The sequence below is a fragment of the Nitrobacter winogradskyi genome, from assembly GCF_006539545.1.
Classification (GTDB): Bacteria; Pseudomonadota; Alphaproteobacteria; order Rhizobiales; family Xanthobacteraceae; genus Nitrobacter; species Nitrobacter winogradskyi_A.
Genome location: NZ_BJNF01000050.1, coordinates 31434 through 51321 on the forward strand (window position 1 = coordinate 31434; position 19888 = coordinate 51321).

Annotated in this window: 19 protein-coding genes and 1 tRNA gene; 7 read left to right on the forward strand and 13 right to left on the reverse strand. The window is 61.9% G+C overall.

Annotated features, from left to right (window positions below; all coding sequences use genetic code 11):
- Positions 1-149: 149 nt before the first annotated feature.
- Positions 150-234 (reverse strand) — tRNA-Leu (locus tag NWI01_RS09980).
- A gap of 262 nt (positions 235-496) precedes the next feature.
- Between NWI01_RS09980 and NWI01_RS09985 the strand changes: the two genes are divergently transcribed.
- Entirely contained in the window at positions 497-1837 is a 1341-nt protein-coding gene (locus NWI01_RS09985; RefSeq protein WP_181410427.1) for a multicopper oxidase family protein, read from the forward strand.
- A gap of 17 nt (positions 1838-1854) precedes the next feature.
- On the opposite strand, the gene NWI01_RS09990 is transcribed toward NWI01_RS09985, so the two are convergent.
- Entirely contained in the window at positions 1855-3354 is a 1500-nt protein-coding gene (locus tag NWI01_RS09990) for an NAD(P)H-hydrate dehydratase (RefSeq protein ID WP_141383701.1), read from the reverse strand.
- 344 nt (positions 3355-3698) lie between these two features.
- On the opposite strand from NWI01_RS09990, the gene NWI01_RS09995 reads away from it, so the two are divergent.
- The 3 genes from NWI01_RS09995 to NWI01_RS10005 all read left to right on the forward strand — a co-directional run bounded on the left by NWI01_RS09995 (position 3699) and on the right by NWI01_RS10005 (position 6827).
- Positions 3699-4037, forward strand: a complete 339-nt coding sequence (locus NWI01_RS09995; RefSeq protein WP_011315159.1) for a P-II family nitrogen regulator — start codon at positions 3699-3701, stop codon at positions 4035-4037.
- A gap of 89 nt (positions 4038-4126) precedes the next feature.
- Positions 4127-5536: a type I glutamate--ammonia ligase gene (glnA, locus tag NWI01_RS10000; protein WP_141383702.1), complete on the forward strand. Its 1410-nt coding sequence runs from the start codon at positions 4127-4129 to the stop codon at positions 5534-5536.
- A gap of 151 nt (positions 5537-5687) precedes the next feature.
- The gene (locus NWI01_RS10005) at positions 5688-6827 is read left to right on the forward strand and encodes an AI-2E family transporter (RefSeq protein ID WP_141383703.1); all 1140 of its coding nucleotides are present in this window, start codon (positions 5688-5690) and stop codon (positions 6825-6827) included.
- A gap of 12 nt (positions 6828-6839) precedes the next feature.
- Here the strand turns inward: NWI01_RS10005 and NWI01_RS10010 are convergent, their stop codons facing one another.
- The 3 genes from NWI01_RS10010 to NWI01_RS10020 form a co-directional block, all read right to left on the reverse strand.
- Entirely contained in the window at positions 6840-7142 is a 303-nt protein-coding gene (locus NWI01_RS10010; protein WP_141383704.1) for an antibiotic biosynthesis monooxygenase family protein, read from the reverse strand.
- Positions 7143-7454: 312 nt separating this feature from the next.
- Positions 7455-7970, reverse strand: a complete 516-nt coding sequence (gene ldtR, locus NWI01_RS10015) for a transcriptional regulator LdtR (protein ID WP_041344982.1) — start codon at positions 7968-7970, stop codon at positions 7455-7457.
- Positions 7971-8374: 404 nt separating this feature from the next.
- On the reverse strand, positions 8375-8851 hold the full coding sequence (locus NWI01_RS10020) for a DUF6163 family protein (RefSeq protein ID WP_141383705.1): 477 nt from the start codon (positions 8849-8851) through the stop codon (positions 8375-8377).
- A 155-nt stretch (positions 8852-9006) separates the two neighbouring features.
- Between NWI01_RS10020 and hemB the strand changes: the two genes are divergently transcribed.
- The 3 genes from hemB (at position 9007) to NWI01_RS10035 (ending at position 11621) form a co-directional block, all read left to right on the forward strand.
- Positions 9007-10068 (forward strand): porphobilinogen synthase, encoded by a 1062-nt coding sequence (gene hemB / locus NWI01_RS10025; protein ID WP_141383706.1) that lies wholly within the window; start codon positions 9007-9009, stop codon positions 10066-10068.
- A 158-nt stretch (positions 10069-10226) separates the two neighbouring features.
- Positions 10227-10766 carry an RDD family protein gene (locus tag NWI01_RS10030; RefSeq protein WP_141383707.1) on the forward strand — a complete coding sequence of 180 codons (540 nt, stop codon included), beginning with the start codon at positions 10227-10229 and terminating at the stop codon, positions 10764-10766.
- A gap of 81 nt (positions 10767-10847) precedes the next feature.
- Positions 10848-11621, forward strand: a complete 774-nt coding sequence (locus NWI01_RS10035) for an arginyltransferase (protein ID WP_141383708.1) — start codon at positions 10848-10850, stop codon at positions 11619-11621.
- A gap of 30 nt (positions 11622-11651) precedes the next feature.
- On the opposite strand, the gene NWI01_RS10040 is transcribed toward NWI01_RS10035, so the two are convergent.
- The 8 genes from NWI01_RS10040 to lepB form a co-directional block, all read right to left on the reverse strand.
- A complete protein-coding gene (locus NWI01_RS10040) occupies positions 11652-13040 on the reverse strand; it encodes an Nramp family divalent metal transporter (RefSeq protein WP_141383709.1) in 1389 nt (462 codons plus the stop codon).
- A gap of 174 nt (positions 13041-13214) precedes the next feature.
- Positions 13215-13604 carry an arsenate reductase (glutaredoxin) gene (arsC, locus tag NWI01_RS10045; protein ID WP_141383710.1) on the reverse strand — a complete coding sequence of 130 codons (390 nt, stop codon included), beginning with the start codon at positions 13602-13604 and terminating at the stop codon, positions 13215-13217.
- Between the two features lie 33 nt (positions 13605-13637).
- A complete protein-coding gene (parC, locus tag NWI01_RS10050) occupies positions 13638-15887 on the reverse strand; it encodes a DNA topoisomerase IV subunit A (protein ID WP_141383711.1) in 2250 nt (749 codons plus the stop codon).
- Between the two features lie 50 nt (positions 15888-15937).
- A complete protein-coding gene (recO, locus tag NWI01_RS10055) occupies positions 15938-16726 on the reverse strand; it encodes a DNA repair protein RecO (protein WP_141383712.1) in 789 nt (262 codons plus the stop codon).
- Between the two features lie 59 nt (positions 16727-16785).
- Positions 16786-17157 (reverse strand): hypothetical protein, encoded by a 372-nt coding sequence (locus tag NWI01_RS10060; RefSeq protein WP_141383713.1) that lies wholly within the window; start codon positions 17155-17157, stop codon positions 16786-16788.
- Between the two features lie 14 nt (positions 17158-17171).
- Entirely contained in the window at positions 17172-18083 is a 912-nt protein-coding gene (era, locus tag NWI01_RS10065) for a GTPase Era (RefSeq protein ID WP_141383714.1), read from the reverse strand.
- Entirely contained in the window at positions 18080-18880 is an 801-nt protein-coding gene (rnc, locus tag NWI01_RS10070; RefSeq protein WP_141383715.1) for a ribonuclease III, read from the reverse strand. The genes era and rnc overlap by 4 nt, the downstream gene beginning before the upstream one ends.
- Positions 18877-19635 (reverse strand): signal peptidase I, encoded by a 759-nt coding sequence (gene lepB / locus NWI01_RS10075; protein WP_141383716.1) that lies wholly within the window; start codon positions 19633-19635, stop codon positions 18877-18879. The genes rnc and lepB overlap by 4 nt, the downstream gene beginning before the upstream one ends.
- Positions 19636-19888 lie beyond the last annotated feature (253 nt).

Genomic DNA, 19888 nt, shown 5'->3' on the forward strand with positions numbered 1-19888 from the left:
CGTCAATCTTCTTCCGCTCGATCCGGCGGAAACGGCCGGATCATTGTCAATCGGTCGATGCGCGGCGAAACGCCTGCATCGGTGTACGGCCGGCATATATCCGATCTGGATAGCTGCCTGAATGGTTACTGCTCAAACGCTTTAGCGCTTGGTGCGGGCGGAGGGACTCGAACCCCCACAACTTTCGTCACTGGAACCTAAATCCAGCGCGTCTACCAATTCCGCCACGCCCGCCAGTGGAACTAGGCGCATCAATCCGGCCTGCGATACCGAGCATGATGCCGAAAAATGCGAAGCGGATTTCGGTAGACGTCATGCTCCAACGAGTTGAAATCAGGCATGCCGACGAGGCTGGGTTTTCATCTCCCGCCGTCATCGACGCGCTCGATGCGGCGGGCTTATAACATGTGGAGACTGGTTCGCAGCAAAAAAATGGCTGCTCGGCCCAGCCGCTGGCGGCTGGACAGAGTCCGAAGAACATGATCCGCATTGGCATATGATGCTTCGTCCTGTTCGATTAACCCGGCGGCATCTTCTGGCCGGTTTCGGGGCAACCGCCGTGGCAGGTCCCGCGGCTCCGATTCATGCCCGATCGCAAGACCCGCAAAGGCTCGCCATCGACGCGATGCCCGCCCCCCTTTCACTCGGGCCGGATCATCACGAAACCACGGTCTGGTCCCTGAGGACCGGCGGCTCCTCCCAAATTCCGCGCTTCCGTCAAGGCGAGAGCGTGGACGCTGTCGTAACCAACGGCCTGACGACGCCATTGGTTCTGAACTGGCGCGGACCAGATGGCGCGGCCGCCATCGAGCCCCTGACCGCCCGCTCCTCCATCTCGCCGGGCAGGACCGACCGCTACGCATTCCCTTTACGGCAGGCCGGGACTTTCATGTGCGACGCCCGCCTGCTGGGAGACGGTATGACCCGGCCCTCGCCCGCGCAGGCTCTGATTGTGGAGGAACGGGAGCCGATCGAGGCTGATCGTGACGAGGTCATGCTGATCGAGGACTGGCGGCTGGACGCCGAAGGACGGCCTGTCGCGCCCGGCCCGACCGAAAACGAAAAAAAGATTGGACCGCCTCTCTACCTGGTGAACGGCAAGCCGTCGCTCGACCTCAACCTTCACGTCAACGAGCGGCTCAGGCTGAGGGTCATCAATGCCTGTCAACGCAATGCGATTGCTCTTGCAATCCAAAATCTGGATGTGCGGATCATGGCGATCGACAGCCAGCCCGCGGAGCCGTTTCTGGCGCGCAACGGGAGGTTGGTGCTTGCTCCGGGAACACGGATCGACGCCATCATAGACGCCACGCTTCCGGCGGGGACGGCATCTGCCATCACCCTGCATGACGGCGGCGGCAACCCGCGTCAGATCGCCCTCCTGAAGGTTTCCGATAGGCCGGCGCGATCCGCTCCGCTGCCCACGCCGACAGCGTTGCCGTCCGCCAACCTGCCGGCGCAGCTCGATCTCAGGAACGCGTTGCGTACCGACATGCCGCTGATCTCCCCTGCAGGAACTTCGTCATGGGATCGACCTGCGCTCTTCAGCACGCGCAGGGCACCCGCCTTCCGAATCAAACGCGGCCGGACCGCCGTGCTCGCGCTAAAGAACACGACAACAACGCCCAGGGTGTTTCATTTGCATGGTCATCACGCCCGCCTGCTGGACCGCCTCGACGACGGCTGGAAACCGTTCTGGCTGGATACGGTGCTGGTCGATGCAGGGCAGACCCAGCGTATCGCCTTTGTTGCCGACATTGCCGGAGCATGGCTGATCGAGACCATGGCGGTGGAATGGAGCGCGCCGCGGCAGGTCGGCTGGTTCGCGGTGGAATAACCAGAACTATCATAATCTTAGTAGTCAATCTCGAACCGATCGTAGAGCCGCCGCAGGACCGCGGGCAGAACCTCGGGCAAATCCTCGGCGATCAGGCCCGGCCCCGCCTCGCGCCCGGTCTCGCCGTGCATCCATACCCCCATGCACGCCGCCTCGAAGGCCGCCACGCTCTGCGCCAGCAGGCCGCCGATGATGCCGGACAGCACGTCGCCCGAGCCTGCCGTGGCGAGCCATGGCGGGGCGTTGGCCGCAATGGTCGCGCGTCCGTCCGGCGAAGCCACCACCGTGTCAGCCCCCTTGAGCAGAACAACCGCTCCCGCACGCCGCGCCGCGTTCCGCACCCGCTCAAGTTTTGATCGAAGTGGATGTTTATTACTCATCTCGCTGAAAAGTCGATGGAATTCGCCTTCGTGCGGCGTCAGGATAATGTCGGAGCTTCCCGACTGCCTGATGGTCTCGAACAGACGATCCGGGGTATCGGCGAAGCTCGTCAGCGCGTCGGCGTCGAGCACCAGCGCCCGTCCGGCTGCGAGGACCGTGGAAACAAGGGCGCGGGTTTCCTGGCCGATCCCGGCGCCAGGCCCGATGACGCAGGCATTGAGACGCCGATCCGCCAGGACTTCCGCGAAGCCGGCCGCGCCGTTCATGCGGCGCACCATCACGGCGGTCAGCGCAGCGGCGTTCGCGCCCAGCGCATCGTCCGGCGAGAGCACGGTGACGAGACCGGCTCCGGCCCGCAGCGCGCCCCGCGCGGACAGTCGGGCCGCACCCGTTGATGTCAGATGGCCGGACACGACAACGGCATGGCCGCGCGCGTATTTGTGTCCGTCGATATGTGGCGCGGGAAACGCACCTTGCCAATAATCCGGGGTATTCTCGAAGGTTACAGGCCAAATCTCGTCCAGCACCGTATCGGCGATGCCGATATCGGCCACGCGAACCCGGCCGCAATGAATCCGGCCCGGCAGCAGCAGATGCGCGGGTTTCTTGCGAAAGAACGTGACCGTCTCGGTCGCACGGATCGCAGCGCCCATGACCGCGCCGGTGGTGCCGTTGATGCCGCTCGGCAGATCGATGCTGAGCACCGGCGCACCGTTGGCCATGATGGCTTCGATCGTCGCGAGAGCGTCGCCCTTGACCGGCCGGTTGAGGCCCGCGCCGAACAGCGCGTCGATGATCAGCGCGGGCGAACCGAGCGCGGAGAGGTCGCAAGGCAGCACAGGCCCTTTCCAGCCTTTGGCCGCGAGCGCGGCGTCACCCTTGAGACTGTCTCGCTCGCCCAGCAGGATGAGCGAAACCTCGTAGCCGCGCGCCGCCAGTTCTGTCGCGGCAACGAACCCGTCGCCGCCGTTGTTGCCGCATCCGGCGACAACCAGGATCGGTCCTTTCTCCGCAAGGTCGGCGGCCGCGTTCGCGACCGCCTGCCCGGCACGCAGCATCAAGGCGAAGCCCGACACGCCTCCCGCGATCGCGAGCCGGTCGGCCTGCTCCATTTCGCCGGTCGTCAGAATCTCCATGGCCCTGAACCCGATCGGGCAAGCTGCCCGTCTCGCAATCTCACCGCTGCACAAAAATTAAGCCGATTGCCTGTTTTATAGTCGAATGAGTGCCCGGACACCCGACCCCAGCCTGCCGGGATCCTCTTGATCGTATGATAGCATGGATATTCTTGTGGATTTACGTGTTGGCACGAACCCTGCTTTCAGAAAGAAAATTCGACCAGTGTGTCCACTGGCAGGCAATGAAGCGTGTCCCGCGACTTTGTGTTCGTCCGAAATCCAGTGCATGACCGCTGCTGCAGGCGGCAGTGTGAGCGCGCATCAGCCACTGGCTGGACATTGGAAGCGCCAGGAGACGTTCAATGAAGAAGATCGAAGCCATCATCAAACCGTTCAAGCTCGACGAAGTAAAGGAAGCCCTTCAGGAGATCGGATTGCAAGGCATCACCGTGATCGAGGCAAAAGGCTTTGGCCGGCAGAAAGGGCACGCTGAGCTCTATCGCGGCGCGGAGTACGTGGTGGACTTCCTGCCCAAGGTCAAAATCGAGATTGTGATCGGCGATGATCTGGTCGAAAAAGCCATCGAAGCCATCAGGCGCGCCGCCCAGACGGGCCGCATCGGCGACGGCAAGATCTTCGTATCCAATATCGAAGAGGCCATTCGGATCCGAACGGGAGAATCCGGCCTCGACGCCATCTAAATCCTTTGAGAACGACATCACTCATTAAGCCATCCCGACGGCCGCTTCGCGCCGGCGATTACGACGACCAGCAGAGACAAGGGGTGTTTATGAAGACCGCCAATGACGTCCTGAAATCAATCAAGGACAACGACGTAAAATACGTCGATCTGCGTTTCACCGATCCGCGCGGCAAGTGGCAGCATGTCACCTTCGACATCAGCATGATCGACGAAGAGTTTTTCGCCGAAGGCACGATGTTCGATGGCTCATCGATTGCCGGCTGGAAGGTGATCAACGAGTCTGACATGACGCTGATGCCAGATCCGGCGACGGCGACGATCGATCCGTTCTTCGCGGAAACCACCATGGTGCTCACCTGCGACATCCTGGAGCCGTCCACGGGCGAGCCGTATAACCGTGACCCTCGCGGAATCGCCAAGAAGGCCGAGGCGATGGTGAAGTCGATGGGCATCGGCGATACGGTCTATGTCGGCCCGGAAGCCGAATTCTTCGTGTTCGACGACGTGCGCTTTCAGACCACGCCTTACAATACCGGCTTCAAGCTCGATTCCGCCGAACTGCCGACCAATTCCGATACCGAATATGAGGGCGGCAATCTCGGTCATCGCATCCGCACCAAGGGCGGCTACTTCCCGGTTCCACCGCAGGACTCGATCCAGGACATGCGCTCGGAGATGCTCGGCGCCATGGCCCGCATGGGCGTGAAGGTCGAGAAGCACCATCACGAGGTGGCGTCCGCCCAGCACGAACTCGGCATGAAGTTCGATACGCTGACCTACATGGCCGACCAGATGCAGGTATACAAATACTGCATTCACCAGGTCGCGCACATCTACGGCAAGACCGCCACCTTCATGCCGAAGCCGGTCTACGGCGACAACGGCTCGGGCATGCACGTTCACCAATCGATCTGGAAGGACGGCAAGCCGACCTTCGCCGGCAGCAAGTACGCCGACCTGTCGGAAACCTGCCTGTACTACATCGGCGGCATCATCAAGCACGCCAAGGCGATCAACGCCTTCACCAACCCGTCCACCAACTCCTACAAGCGGCTGGTCCCTGGATACGAGGCGCCGGTGCTGCTCGCCTATTCGGCGCGCAACCGCTCCGCCTCCTGCCGCATCCCCTACACCACCTCGCCGAAAGCCAAGCGCGTCGAGGTTCGTTTCCCCGACCCGATGGCCAATCCGTATCTCGCCTTCGCGGCGATGCTGATGGCGGGCCTCGACGGGATCAAGAACAAGACCGATCCCGGCCCCGCCATGGACAAGGACCTCTATGACCTGCCGAAGGAAGAACTGAAGCAGATTCCGACGGTCTGCGGCTCATTGCGCGAGGCGCTGGAAAGCCTCGATAAGGATCGCGCCTTCCTCAAGGCCGGCGGCGTATTCGACGACGACTTCATCAACGCCTTCATCGAATTGAAGATGACAGAGGTGGAGCGCTTCGAGATGACGCCGCATCCGGTCGAATTCGAAATGTACTACTCGCTGTAACCGGCAACCTGCGCTGCCTCTCCACAGCTTTCGAGAATCTGAAGGGCGCCCATCACAAGGCGCCCTTTTTGTTGATGGTCGTGGCCCGCAAGGGTCGCGGCCCGCTTGATCCTTGCCGCGTTTGCGGAAAGAGTGCCTGCCTTGGGAATCGGTGAGGTTCAGCGTGGACGGTTTGCCTGAAAGTCAGGGCTTCGAACGGCAGTCTCTTGCCCGCTCCATCGCGGCCGGCGGGATCGGCATTATCGCCTTCGGCGCGGTCCTCGCATTGGCCTGGTATTCGTCGGCGACGCTGTTGATGCTGTTCGCTGGCGTCCTGTTCGGCGTGTTCCTTACGGCCATGGCCGATCTGCTGCGCCGGGTGTTCGGCGGCAACCAAACCCTGCGGCTGGTGATCGTCTGTATCCTGTTCACCGGCCTGTTGTCCGGAGTGGTTGTGCTCGGCGGCGCGACCATCGCCCAACAGGCCACGGCCTTGAGTTCGACCCTCCGTGCGCAGTTGGGCAACGCCAGGGATTTTCTGGAGAAGCAAGGGGTCGACACCAGCTTCCTCAACGTGGGCGCGAAGACGCCGTCAACCGACAACGGCGTCACGCCGATCCCCGCCCCCTCAGCATCGCCGTCGCGCGGCCCGAAACTTCCCGATGCCAGCACGATCGCGTCCGGAACCGGCGCGATCGTCAGTCAGACCATCAAAATTCTGGCGCGTGTTTTTGAGGGCGTCGGCAACTTCTTCATCGTCATATTCCTCGGACTGCTGCTGGCGGCACAGCCCAAGGTCTATCGAGACGGCATCCTGCGTTTCGTGCCGAGACAACGGCTCCCCGAAGCAGCAAGTCTCATCGACGACGTCAGCGAAACGCTGCGCCGCTGGTTGCTCGGCCAGATGGCCACAATGGCGTCGCTGTTCCTTTTGACATGGATCGGGTTGACTCTGATCGGCATTCCCGGCGCCCTCGTGCTGGGCTTCATTACGGGCCTCCTGACATTCATCCCCAATATCGGCGCCATTCTCGCGGGTACGCTCATCGTGCTGGCGAGCCTCGGCTCCGGACTCACCGCGATCATCAGCGCCTTCATGCTCTATCTCGCCGTGCAGTTTCTGGAAGGCAACGTGCTGACGCCGCTGATCCAGCGCCACGCCATCAGCATTCCGCCGGCGACGTTGTTCGCGGCGCAGATCTTCCTTGGTGTGCTGTTCGGCGTGTGGGGTCTGGCGCTGGCGCTGCCGTTGATCGCGGTCATCAAGGTCGTGCTGAACCACGTCTGGCCGGATCAAACCGCGACCGTATAGAGCTAACCTTGTTCAACCGCTGAAAGCCGTCACCGTTTCGGTGTGCTCGACCTCGGGGGGCGAGGCGAAGAATGGCCCGACCAACTCGCGCCATTCGGTAAAATTCGAGGATTCACGAAAATCCACGACGTGGTTCTCAAGCGTTTTCCATTTGATCAGCAATCTGTAGCGTGACGGCCTCTCGACAGACCTGTGCAACTCGCAGCTTTTCCAGCCCTTGCAGCGCTTGAAGATCGTTTCAGCTTGCGACACGGCCGCCTCGAAATCTTCCTCGCTGCCGGGCTTGATCTCGATTTGCGCGATTTCGGTGATCATGTCAGCGGACCCTTCATATGCCTTCCGTCTGTACCGCAACGGACCGTAACCGTGAAGCGGAACGGCAAGCATCTCAGGCCGTCCTCTAGCGCTTTCGAGCGAAGCATGCTCTCGGCTTGACCCGAGGATGGAATCCGGTTCGCGTAAAGAAAACGCGTTATTCAACAAGCCGGAGTCTTTCATCGTTTCCATGAAACGTTGAAAGACTCGCGCCGGGCCGATGGGCGCGGATGCAGAAGGAATGTCGCGTCAGGAGGTTCCGGAAACGGGCGGCCGATCTTGCCGCCAGCTTCGCCCTGTTCCGGAAGAAACTCAGAGCCTATACAGAATCTGGTCGGTCCAGAAGCGCTCGAGGCGATGCAACGACTTGTTCAGCGTTGCGAACTCCTCGTTCGAAATGCCGCCGACCTGCTCGACGGTCTTGACGTGCTTCTGATAGAGCGCATCGACGATGCGTCGGATTTCCTGCCCCTGCGCGGTCAGGCGGATTCTCACCGAGCGGCGGTCGACGCGCGAACGCTGATGATCGAGAAACCCAAGCTCGACGAGCTTCTTCAGATTATAGGAAACGTTGGAGCCGAGATAGTAGCCGCGGGTCCGCAGTTCACCGGCCGTCAGTTCCTTGTCGCCGATGTTGTAGAGAAGAAGCGCCTGCACCGAGTTGATGTCGGCCCGACCACGACGATCGAATTCATCCTTGATGACATCGAGCAGTCTGCGGTGCAGCCGCTCGACCAAGGTCAACGCCTCGAGATAGAGCGACTGCACCGGTGCCTGACCGGCGACCTGTTCCGCGGGCTCGTGAGCCTTCGCAACGGCTTTCATGATGACATCCCCTGTTGTCGTTTTTTCGACTTGTTCGACGAAACTTGTGTCCCGCCTGATAGCCATGACCTTAGGGGAGGCGTTTGAAGATCAGCTTAAATAAGACAATAAAGACATCATGAATTTAAGAGAGTAAATCGCCGATTAAGCTGTCATATCAAGGCATTTAGCAACCTTTCATTGACGCTTCCACGGCCCTGTTCATGCTTCGTGTGCCGCTCCTGTCGCATTCAGAAACAGCGCCGTTCAAATTCGAAACATTCGGTCAATACAGATAACCAGGCCGTTAGGGTCACCGAATTCTTACCCTGAAAAATTCTCGGAAAACTTTAGGGGACCGCGATCAGGAAACATGAAGTCCGTTGCCGTGCCCCTCAGGTGCTTGTCCCTTCTCATTTATAGGCGCGCTATGGCGGCCGTTCCCGCGCCGCCATCCATGCCAGCCCGAGATAGGCCATGAGCATTGCCGTTTCCAACCCGACGATGACCAGGTTGCCGCCGTAGATCACCGGAAACATGAGTTCGACGACCGCCATCGAGACCACCGTGGTCAGCCACACGACAGCGCCCCATGGCGTGGCCAGCCAAAGACCCACGGCGGCCACAAGCTCGATCACGGCGAAGTAGACCGTCGCCGCCTGCCAGGCCACCGTCTGGTTTTCAAAGGCGTCGTCCTCGCCGCCGATGAATCCGGTCAACTGAGCCCAATGATAGAGCCCGACGGCGAGCGACAGCATCGCCATGACCCGCAGAAAAACCACCAGACGCCCGGTCCAGAGATTGTCATCGGTCTCCGTGCGGGCCGTCGGGCTTCCCGCCACCGGCATGGCTTGATCTCGCTGGATCTGCCCGCGCGATGAGGTTTTAGACGTCAGGATGCTCATAACCGGACCCCACACAGCCGTGCGAGCCCGCTTCATGGCTTCCCGGAACCATAAAATCAATTGCATTGCATCGAGGTGCATGAGCGCGGTGACGAAGCCGGTTCCTGGTGCTACATAAAACGGGTTCGGTTCTGGCCTTCAGGAGTGTCGGCAACATGGCGATAAAATACGGGCGTCCCATTGAAATGCGGGATGGACCCCGCCGCGATGCCGCAGTCACCGCCGCTCCGCTTGATCTCGTCGCCCGGCTCCGTCGCAACCGCAAGGCGGAATGGGCGCGCCGCCTGGTCCGCGAAAACGTTCTGACCACCGACGACCTCATCTGGCCGCTGTTCGTCGCCGATGGCGCCGACAGGCGGACGCCCGTCCCCTCCATGCCCGGTGTCGACCGTCTCAGCGTGGACGAATGCGTGCGTGACGCGGAACGGGCGCTCGAACTGAACATCCCCTGCATCGCTCTCTTCCCCTATACCGATCCGGCCCTGCGGGATCTCTCCGGCAGCGAAGCCCTCAATGCGAAGAATCTGGTCTGCAAGTCGGTCCGGGCCATCAAGCGGGAGTTTCCGGACCTCGGCGTGCTCTGCGACGTGGCGCTCGATCCCTTCACCAGTCATGGCCATGACGGTCTGGTCGAGGACGGCAGGATCCTCAACGACGAGACCGTCGCGGTGCTGGTCCAGCAGGCGCTGGTGCAGGCGGAAGCCGGTTGCGACATCGTCGCTCCGTCCGACATGATGGACGGCCGCGTCGGCGCAATTCGAAGAGCCCTGGACGAGGCCGGGTTCGTCGATGTGCAGATCATGGCCTATGCCGCGAAGTATGCATCCGCGTTTTACGGCCCGTTCCGCGACGCCATCGGCTCGGCCAAGGCGCTCACGGGAGATAAACGCACATACCAGATGGATAGCGCCAACTCCGATGAAGCTCTGCGCGAAGTCGAACTCGATATCGCCGAGGGCGCCGACATGGTGCTGGTGAAGCCGGGAATGCCCTATCTCGACATCGTGCGGCGCGTAAAGGACACGTTCGGAATGCCGACCTTCGCCTACCAAGTGTCGGGCGAGTACGCGATGATCGCGGCCGCCGCCGGCAACGGCTGGATCGATCGCGACCGGGCGATGATGGAAAGCCTCGTCGCCTTCAAACGCGCCGGCGCCGACGGCGTGCTCACCTATTTCGCGGCGGCAGCGGCGGAGAAACTGAAACAGAACCGCTGACGCGCCCCCTCCCCGCGATCGTTCCGTCCACGCCTCCGGGCCTGCCCAGGGCTTGCAACCCGGGCAGCACGTCGCCATCTCGAAGGACGCTTCCGCCTCCATCAGAAGCGGAAAGTCTCTTGGAAAGTCTCTTGGCTGAGCGCCGTGGAGGACTGGACATGACCGACGGTAACTCCGACAACGCCCGCGGCGGCGACTCCGCCGGGTTCCAGCGGCACGCGTTCGACCTCTGGATGCAGCCCGAGCTGTTTCGCGGTGTTCTGGTGCGGCGTTTTTTTGCGTTTCTGATCGATCTGCTGGTACTTTCGATACCCGTGATCATCGGCGTGATCTTCATCGCGATGCTTGGGATCGTCACGCTCGGCTTCGGATGGGCGCTGTTCTGGCTGGTCTCGCCCGCCTCCCTGATCTGGGCCGTCTTCTATTACGGCGCATCACTCGGCGGCCGACATTCGGCGACGATCGGGATGCGGGCCATGGGTCTGGAAATGCGAACCTGGTCCGGCGAGCGGAGCTATTTTGTTCTCGGCGCCATGCACGCGATCCTGTTCTGGATCTCGGTGTCGATATTTACGCCGCTGATCCTGATGGTCGGCCTGTTCAACAACCGGCGGCGCATGCTGCATGACATGTTGCTGGGAACCGTCATCATCAACTCGGATCTTGCGACCGCTGCGCAACCATCTGGAAGCTATTGATATGGCGGCAACCCGGATTGACGGTCAGCCTCGGGGGCGCGATGCTGGAGCACAATCTGTTTCGGAGACTGACAAGGCGCCGTGACCCAGCACTCGCGTGACACACCGCAATTCTATCTGACGGCGCCTTCGCCGTGTCCGTATTTGCCCGATCGCAGCGAACGCAAGGTATTTACCCATCTGGTCGGCGAAAAGGCGGGCGAACTCAACGATCTGCTCACCCATGGCGGTTTTCGCCGCAGCCAGTCGATCGCCTACCGTCCGGCGTGCGACCAGTGCCGCGCCTGCGTTTCCGTACGGGTCATCGCTGATGAGTTTCAGTTGTCGCGCGGGGCTCGCAGGGTGCTGGCGCGCAACGCCGACATCGCCGGCAGCCTGCGTGCCGCAACGCCGACGTCAGAGCAATATTCGATATTCCGCGCCTATCTGGACCAGAGACATCGCCACGGCGGCATGGCCGATATGACGGTGCTGGATTACGCGATGATGGTGGAAGACAGCCACGTTGAAACCCGCATCATCGAATATCGCCGGCGCGGCACGGATGGCGGCGATAACAGACGCGGCGATCTTGTGGGAGTGGCGCTCACCGATGTGTTGAGTGACGGGCTCTCCATGGTCTATTCGTTCTTCGATCCGTCCGAGCAACACCGCTCGTTTGGCACCTTCATGATCCTCGATCACATATCCCGCGCGCGACAACTGGGCCTGCCCTATGTGTATCTCGGTTACTGGATCGAGGGGTCGCGTAAGATGGATTACAAGGGCCGCTTCCTGCCACAGCAGCGCCTTGCGCCCACGGGCTGGCTGCGGGTGGATGCTGACGGCGAAACACAGCACGAAACAAGAGAATAGAGCAGGCCGGCCTGCGTCCCATGCCGCGGTCTATCCGGCAAACGTGTCCGCCAGCAGCTTCACGTTCAGGACCACGATCAGGCCAGCGACGATCCACGCCGCGACGGCGGTTCCGGTTGAAATCGCGAACTGACCCATCTTGCGCCGGTCCGAGACGAAGCGGACCAGCGGGATCACCGCGAACGGCAACTGCATAGACAGCACGACCTGGCTGAGAACCAGAAGCTGCGCGGTGCCGCTGTCGCCATAGATGGCCGTGACGACGATAACAGGCACGATGGCGATGCCGCGCGTGACGAGCCGCCGCGCCCACATCGGCATCCGCAAATGCAGAAAGCCTTCCATCACGATCTGGCCCGCGAGCGTCGCCGTCACCGTGGAGTTAATGCCGGAGGCGAGAAGAGCGACAGCGAACAATGTCGAGGCGATTCCGAGACCGAGCAGCGGCGACAGCAGCTTGAACGCGTCGCCGATTTCGGCCACCTCGGTGTGGCCGCTGCCGTGAAACACCGCTGCGGCCACGATCAGGATGGCGGCGTTGACGAACAGGGCCAGCATCAACGCTATCGTACTGTCGGCTGTTGCCCATCGGATCGCGGTCCGCCGGCCTTCGTCGGTGCGCGGATAAGCCCTGGTCTGCACGATCGACGAATGCAGATAGAGATTATGCGGCATGACCGTCGCGCCGATGATGCCGATGGCGATGTAGAGCATCTCAGGATTGGTGACGATCTCGCGCGAGGGCGCGAAGCCGCGCAGAACCTCGGCGACCGGCGGCGCGGCGGCAATGATCTGGATCGCAAAGCAAACCGCGATCACGATCAACAACGCGACCACGAAAGCCTCAAGGAAGCGGAAACCTCGGTTCATCAGCAGCAACAGCAGAAAGGCATCCAGCGCCGCGATCAGCGCGCCGCCGATCAGCGGAATGCCGAACAGTAATTGCAGCGCGATCGCCGTGCCGATCACCTCTGCCAGATCGCAGGCGATGATCGCGGCCTCACAGGCCAGCCAGAGCATGCAATTGACGGGCCGCGAGTAGCTGGCGCGGCATGCCTGCGCGAGATCAAGACCAGCGGCGATACCGAGCCGCGCCGCCAGCGCCTGCAACAGGATCGCCATGAGGTTCGACAACAGGATGACGGAGAGTAGCGTGTAGCCGAACTGCGAGCCACCGGCGATGTCCGTGGCCCAGTTGCCGGGGTCCATGTACCCCACCGAGACCATGTAGCCCGGCCCCGCAAAGGCAAAAAGGCGGCGCAGCCAGTGCCCGTCCGCGGGAACCAGCACCGTCGCATGGACCTCCTCAAGGCTTGGACGGGCTGACGCTTCCGAATGCCAGCCAGTCTTCGTCGAAAGGGATCCCTGCGACGGCTCCGGTACCGGTTCGGGCGTCAATGCAGGTGTTTTCACATCCATTGACCCCGTATGGACCAAGTATAACTTTATTGCAACTCATTTGCAAATGCATTTAGCGCTGAGGCGCAGGCGGGTTCGTGACCACCTATTTGGCGCGACGCAGTGGTCCCGCTCAACTTATCGTCCGGATCATGGCTTCAGCGCTCGCGAAGCGCGTACGCCAGACGCCGGAAACTAACGTTGGGTGTTCTCGCCGTATTCCCCGACGGCGGGAGAAGTCAGCAGATCGAGCACCCTTTCGGGAGGACGGCAAATCCGCGCGCCCTTCGGCGTTTCCACGATGGGCCGCTGAAGCAGGATCGGATGGGCCACGATGAAATCAAGAAGCTGGTCATCGGTCCATTTGGGATTGCCGAGATCGAGTTCGGCATAGGGTGAGCCGTTCTCCCGCAGCAGCCCGCGTATGGATAGCCCGATGGCGTCAGCCAGCGCGCGAAGCCGCGCGCGGTCCGGCGGACGCTTGAGATACTCGATAATCACCGGCTCTTCGCCGCTTTGCCGGATTATCGCCAGCGTGTCGCGGGACTTGCTGCAGGACGGATTATGATAGATCGTCACGGTCATCGTCGGCATCCGTTCAGATATCTGCGCACGAGGTCAAATCGCCCGGCCGAACTTGTTCGACTTCGGCAGGCCGTGCGCGAGGCGTCCGGCGTCGGCGCGGTTGCCGCGCCAGTCGGACAGATCCTTCCAGCTCAAGCTCTGCTCGCGGCCCGCGGAGTCCTTCCACGTCAGGCCGATCTTCGAATCGAATACGGCAACGTCTGACAGACCCGCACCCTTGTACTTCTGCAGCCGCACGCCGCGGCCGCGCGCCATCTCCGGCACCTGATCGAGCGGGAAGACCACCATCTTGTGGTTGGTGCCGATGACCGCGACCTGATCGCCCGCGACCGTCGTGATCGCTTTCGCCTCGTTCGGCATCTCGACGTTGAGCACCTGCTTGCCCTTGCGCGTCGTGCTGACGCAATCGTCCTCATTGACGACGAACCCCTGCCCTTCGTGGCTCGCGATCAGGAATTTGCGCCCGCCGGTGTGGACGAACAGCGACACGAACGCCGCGTCCTGTTCCAGATCGATGAACAGGCGGATCGGTTCGCCATGCCCGCGTCCGCCCGGCAGCTTCGCGACGTCGAGCGAGTAGAATTTTCCGTTGGTGGCGAACAGCAGCAGCTTCGACGTGGTTTCAGCAAAGAACGCGAAGCCGAGCTTGTCGTCGGTCTTGAAGGACAGGTTCGACAGATCCTCGACGTGGCCTTTCAGTGTCCGCACCCATCCCTTGTCGGATACGACGACCGTGACCGGCTCACGCTCGACCAGCGACTCTTCCAGCGCGGCGAGATCATGCTCGGGCGCGTCCGCAAAAACGGTGCGGCGTTTGCCGAGCGGCGTCCTGGGGCCGAACACGTCGCGCACATTGCGCACCTGTTCGCCGACCTTCTCCCACTGCCTGGCTTCGGAGCCCAGCACGGCATTGATGCCCTTGAGTTCCGCCCGCAGGTCCTTGTCCTCGGTACGTATTTCCATTTCCTCGAGCTTGCGCAGGCTGCGCAGGCGCATGTTGAGGATGGCTTCCGCCTGGACCTCCGTCAGCTTGAACGCCTTTATCAAGGCCGGCTTCGGCTCGTCCTCGGTGCGGATGATCCTGATGACCTCGTCGATGTTCAGATACGCGATCAGGTAGCCGCCAAGCACTTCCAGCCGATGCTCGATCTGCGCCTTGCGATGGGCCGAACGCCGCAACAGCACGTCGCGCAGATGATCGAGCCATTCGCGAAGACATTCCGCGAGGCCGACAACCTTCGGAATCTTGCCCTTGATCAGGACGTTGAGGTTCAGTGAAATGCGGCTTTCAAGCTCCGTGAGCCTGAACAGCGATTCCATCACCAGTTCAGGATCGACGTTGCGCGACTTCGGCTCGATGACGACGCGAATGTCTTCGGCCGACTCGTCCCTGATGTCGCCGACCAGCGGCAGCTTCTTCTCGTTGAGGAGTTCGGCGATCTTCTCGATCAGCCGCGACTTTTGCACCAGCCACGGAATCTCGGTGACGACGATCACCCAGGTGCCGCGCGCGCCCTCCTCGCGATGCCACTTGGCGCGGGTACGGAAAGCACCCCTTCCGGTCGCATAGGCCTCGGCGATGCTCTCCTTGGAATCAATGATGATGCCGCCGGTCGGAAAGTCCGGCCCCTTGACCCATTTCAGCAGCGACTTCGACTTTGCGTCCGGCTTGTCGATCAGGTGCAGCGCGGCGTCGCAAAGCTCGGCTGCGTTGTGCGGAGGGATCGCGGTGGCCATGCCGACCGCGATACCCTGCGCGCCGTTGGCGAGCAGGTTCGGAAAGCCACCGGGCAGCACCACCGGCTCGCGACTCTGGCCGTCATAGTTGGGGCGGAACTCGACGGCGTCCTCGTCGATGCCGTCGAGCAGCAGCCGCGCCACGTCGGTCATGCGCGCTTCAGTGTAACGGTAGGCTGCCGGATTATCGCCGTCGATGTTGCCGAAGTTACCCTGGCCGTCGACCAGCGGATATCGCGAGGCGAAATCCTGCGCCAGCCGCACCATGGCGTCGTAGATCGCCTGATCGCCATGAGGATGGAATGAGCCCATCACATCGCCGACGATCTTGGCGGACTTCTTGAAGGCCGAGCCTGGATCGAGCCGCAGCAGCCGCATCCCGTAGAGGATACGCCGATGCACGGGCTTCAAGCCGTCCCGCGCATCCGGCAAAGCGCGGTGCATGATGGTGGACAGCGCGTAGGCGAGATAGCGCTCTTCCAGCGCCTCCCGAAGCTGCACCTCGGCAATTTCGGCCGGCTCGGCCGGAATCAATCTTTTTCCCATGAGGACGGGTTAACGCCTGCCGAGTCCGGCGACAAGGCGTGAATGACCTCTCATGTCGAGGGAGGGTTCAACTCAGCCATGACGCGCGCGCCGTCCGCAATTGCCGCTGTCCGCTTTCGCACCACCGCATTGATGAACCCGGCGCGCGCGTCGGAATGGCCCTGCCCGCGCGGTTCCAGCACATGGCGCAGCAGGAAGCGCCCGGTCAGTTGGAAGCCGTCCAGCAGGTCTTGTTCCGACCAGCCGTCTTGCTCGTCATGGGTGACGCGCAGAAACGGCGGCAGCGGCAACAGCCGGTCACGCCAGGGCTCGCCGGCCTGCCGAGACACCGCCCCGCCCGATTTCGGGGAAACGTAGATGAGGTCACCGGTTGCGCCGGTGGCCGCGCAGGCCGACAGATCGAGGCCGAAACCGAGTTCGCTCAGCATCGCCAGTTCAAACCGGATCAGATGGATCGCCGCGCCGCCCGCCTGATCAAAATCGTCCAGCGTCCGTTCCAGCATCGCAAAGATGGCTTCATGCGGATCGCGCTCGGGCAACAGGCGCGCCAACGCCGCCAGATGGGTCACGCCATAGGTTGCATGTGACGAGGCGAGCAGGCTCGCCGCGCGCATCCGCGTTCCTTCCAGCGCGTAGGTACCGAGATGCTCGTCGAGCCGCGCCCGCCACAGCGCGCTGACCGAATTCCCGGGTTGCAACAGCGGACGCATCCGTGATCCGGTCCCGCCACGCACGAGACCGAGATGACGTCCATGACTGCGGGTCAACAGCTCGACGATCGCCGAGGACTCGCCATGCCGCCGCACCCCAAGCACGATGCCGTCGTCAGTCCATTCCATGGCGTCAGCCTACGGTATCGTTCCCTTTCGCAGCAATCCGATTGCACCGGCTTGCCGCGTCATTCGAACCAGTCTTCCGCGTCATCGGAGAATGAAAAATACAGACCGGCTCCCGCCAGACCGGTTGAAAAAAAATCGATCGCGAACGCCGGGGTCAGTCCACCGTTCAATGAACCGAGCAGCGACAGCACCGAAAGCGCGAGCGCGACGACCAGCGCCCATCGCGCCCAATTCTTCCGTTGCCGTGCGGCGAGCCACACCAGCAGCAGAAAGAAAATGAACACCATGACGACGAACGTATCGGCGCTCGCCGCAGCCGCCCGATCGACACGGTCGGACGGACGCGCGATGAACGCAGCCGACAACGTATCGATCAGGAGCGAAAGATACAGCAGAACCTCAAACCGCAGCACGTTTCTCGGGATCGTCATGCCGTAGCCCCCGCCTATTCCTTGGGAAACTCCAGTCCCATTTCCCGATAACGGTTTGGATCGTCGCCCCACTTCTCACGCACCTTCACGAACAGAAACAGGTGCACCGGCTGGCCGATAATCTCGCCGATCTCCTTGCGGGAGGAGGCGCCGATCGACTTTATCGTCGCGCCGTTCTTTCCCAGTACGATCTTACGCTGACTGTCGCGTTCGACAAAGATGGTCTGCTCGATGCGAACCGACCTGTCGTTGCGCTCGGTCCAGCTGTCGGTCTCGACCGTCGATTGATACGGCAGTTCCTGATGCAGATGCCGGTAGATTTTCTCGCGGGTGATTTCGGCGGCGAGATGACGTAGCGGGGCGTCCGACATCTGGTCTTCCGGATAGTGAAACGGCCCTTCCGGCACGCGCCCGGCCAGCGCGAGGCGCAGATCATCGACGCCGTCGCCCGACAGCGCCGACACCATGAACGTTTCCTGGAACGCAAGACGTTCATTGGCCGCGCCGGCCAGCGCCAGCAGCTTTTCGCGGGCAACGAGGTCGATCTTGTTCAGCACCAGAATTTTCGGATGCGCCACGCCGGCGAGCTTCGTCAGGATGGCGTCTGCCTCTTCATCGATGCCCGAGCGCGCGTCGAGAAGCACGCAGACGAGATCGGCGTCGTGGGCCCCGCTCCATGCGGTCGAAACCATGGCGCGATCGAGCCGCCGCTTCGGGACGAATATTCCGGGGGTGTCGACGAGAATGATCTGGGCGTTGTTCTCGATAACGATGCCGCGGATCAGCGCGCGGGTGGTCTGCACCTTGCGCGAGACGATCGTGACCTTGGAGCCGACCAGCGCGTTCACCAGCGTCGACTTGCCGACATTCGGCGCCCCGATCAACGCCACGAAACCGCATCGCGAGGTCGGGCCGGCCTCGCTCACTTGACACCTTCACGAGCGATCATGGCGGATGCCGCGGCCTTCTCGGCCGCGCGCTTGCTGCCGCCGATACCTTCCGAGGACTCCAGCCCCGGCAATTCGACCGCAACGCGGAAGCGCGGATCGTGATGCGGCCCGGTACGCTCCACTTCGCGGTAAACCGGCGTCGGCAGCCCCTTGCCCTGCGCCCACTCCTGCAACACGGTCTTGGGGTCGCGCAGCGGCCGCACCGGCTTGCGCATCCGCTCGAGCCAGTTGCGCTCGACGAAAGCAGAGGCCGCCGCATAGCCGCCATCGAGATAGACCGCGCCGATCACCGCCTCGCAGATGTCGCCGAGCACGGACCGGCGCAGCCGCGCTCCCACGCCAGCGCCGACCGCGCCGAGCTTGACGCCCTCTTGCAGATCGAGCGACTTGGCGACATCGATACAGGTCTCCTTGCGCACGAGATCGGCCAGGCGCTTCGATAATTCGCCTTCGTCCGCCTTGGGAAACGCGCGGTAGAGCATGTCGGAGACCACAAGACCAAGCACATGATCGCCGAGAAATTCGAGACGCTGATAGCTATCGCAGCGTCCGCGCGATGACTTCAGCGCCGAGACATGGGTGAAAGCCGTTGTGAGCAGCGAGATATCGGCGAACGTATGGCCGAGCCGCTGTTCGATCGCCGCCATGATCGCCTTGGTGCTGGTCCGGGCGCGCTTCTTCTTCGGGACAGGCGCCACCGGCTCCGTGCCCGACGGCGCGGCTACGTCTTCGGAGGTCGGAACGGGCTTAATGTCAGCCGATTCATCCATCATCGTACGATGGAGAACATGCGATTCCAGCGGACGGCGGCGGGCCAGCGCCAGACCTGCCAGGCATGCTCTCCCTCCGCGATCGAAAAGAAGATCATCTGCGCGCGACCGACCAGATTCTCGAGCGGCACATAGCCGACCGCGGAAAGCACGCGGCTGTCGGTCGAGTTGTCGCGGTTGTCGCCCATCATGAAGAAATGACCGGGCGGTACAACGTAGACATTGGTGTTGTCGTAAAATCCGTTGTCGACACAATCGAGCGTCTTGTAAGTGACGCCGTTCGGCAGCGTTTCCTGCCATTGCTTGACGCGCGCCGTCGCATCAGAGCCGCAAGGATCCTCACCGACGAAATCCGGCAGCCTTTCGCGCTGCACCGGGGCGTCGTTGATGTACAGCAGGCCCTCCTTCATCTGGATGCGGTCGCCCGGCAGTCCGATCACCCGCTTGATGTAGTCGGTGGTGTTGTCCTTCGGCAGACGAAACACTACGACATCGCCCCTGCTCGGCTCGGAGCCGAACACCCGTCCCGAAAACAGCGGCGGCGAGAACGGGATGGAGTAATGACTATAGCCGTACGAGTACTTCGAAACGAACAGATAGTCGCCGACCAGCAGCGTTGCCTTCATCGATCCCGAAGGGATGTTGAATGGCTGAAACAGGAAGGTCCGGATCACGAGCGCGATGATAAGAGCGTGGATCACGACACGGATGGTCTCGCCGACGCCGTTCTCAGTTTTGGTTCCGGATGTCACGCTCATCTCTTCCCTATGTCGGTGGCCGCCGCCTGGAAGCGATGGCAAAGCGCCTCTATGCGAAACGCGCCCGCTCCGCACACAATGCAGTGAATTCTGGCAGTCGACGAATCCGCAGGCAATTCGTCACGATTTGAGCTGATTCATCCTGATCTAGATAGCCTGCGGCGTTTTAGACGGTTGTTGGCGGCCACGCAATCAACCGCGTCGCGAAAAACAGATAACTAACTGATAAACAACATATTTTAGTTTAAGCTGC

Coding starts and splice junctions, on each gene's coding strand:
- NWI01_RS09985 (WP_181410427.1), top strand. CDS start 497: ATGATGCTTCGTCCTGTTCGATTAACCCGGCGGCATCTTCTGGCCGGT.
- NWI01_RS09990 (WP_141383701.1), bottom strand. CDS start 3,354: ATGGAGATTCTGACGACCGGCGAAATGGAGCAGGCCGACCGGCTCGCG.
- NWI01_RS09995 (WP_011315159.1), top strand. CDS start 3,699: ATGAAGAAGATCGAAGCCATCATCAAACCGTTCAAGCTCGACGAAGTA.
- glnA (WP_141383702.1), top strand. CDS start 4,127: ATGAAGACCGCCAATGACGTCCTGAAATCAATCAAGGACAACGACGTA.
- NWI01_RS10010 (WP_141383704.1), bottom strand. CDS start 7,142: ATGATCACCGAAATCGCGCAAATCGAGATCAAGCCCGGCAGCGAGGAA.
- NWI01_RS10020 (WP_141383705.1), bottom strand. CDS start 8,851: ATGAGCATCCTGACGTCTAAAACCTCATCGCGCGGGCAGATCCAGCGA.
- hemB (WP_141383706.1), top strand. CDS start 9,007: ATGGCGATAAAATACGGGCGTCCCATTGAAATGCGGGATGGACCCCGC.
- NWI01_RS10030 (WP_141383707.1), top strand. CDS start 10,227: ATGACCGACGGTAACTCCGACAACGCCCGCGGCGGCGACTCCGCCGGG.
- NWI01_RS10040 (WP_141383709.1), bottom strand. CDS start 13,040: ATGGATGTGAAAACACCTGCATTGACGCCCGAACCGGTACCGGAGCCG.
- arsC (WP_141383710.1), bottom strand. CDS start 13,604: ATGACCGTGACGATCTATCATAATCCGTCCTGCAGCAAGTCCCGCGAC.
- parC (WP_141383711.1), bottom strand. CDS start 15,887: ATGGGAAAAAGATTGATTCCGGCCGAGCCGGCCGAAATTGCCGAGGTG.
- recO (WP_141383712.1), bottom strand. CDS start 16,726: ATGGAATGGACTGACGACGGCATCGTGCTTGGGGTGCGGCGGCATGGC.
- NWI01_RS10060 (WP_141383713.1), bottom strand. CDS start 17,157: ATGACGATCCCGAGAAACGTGCTGCGGTTTGAGGTTCTGCTGTATCTT.
- rnc (WP_141383715.1), bottom strand. CDS start 18,880: ATGATGGATGAATCGGCTGACATTAAGCCCGTTCCGACCTCCGAAGAC.
- lepB (WP_141383716.1), bottom strand. CDS start 19,635: ATGAGCGTGACATCCGGAACCAAAACTGAGAACGGCGTCGGCGAGACC.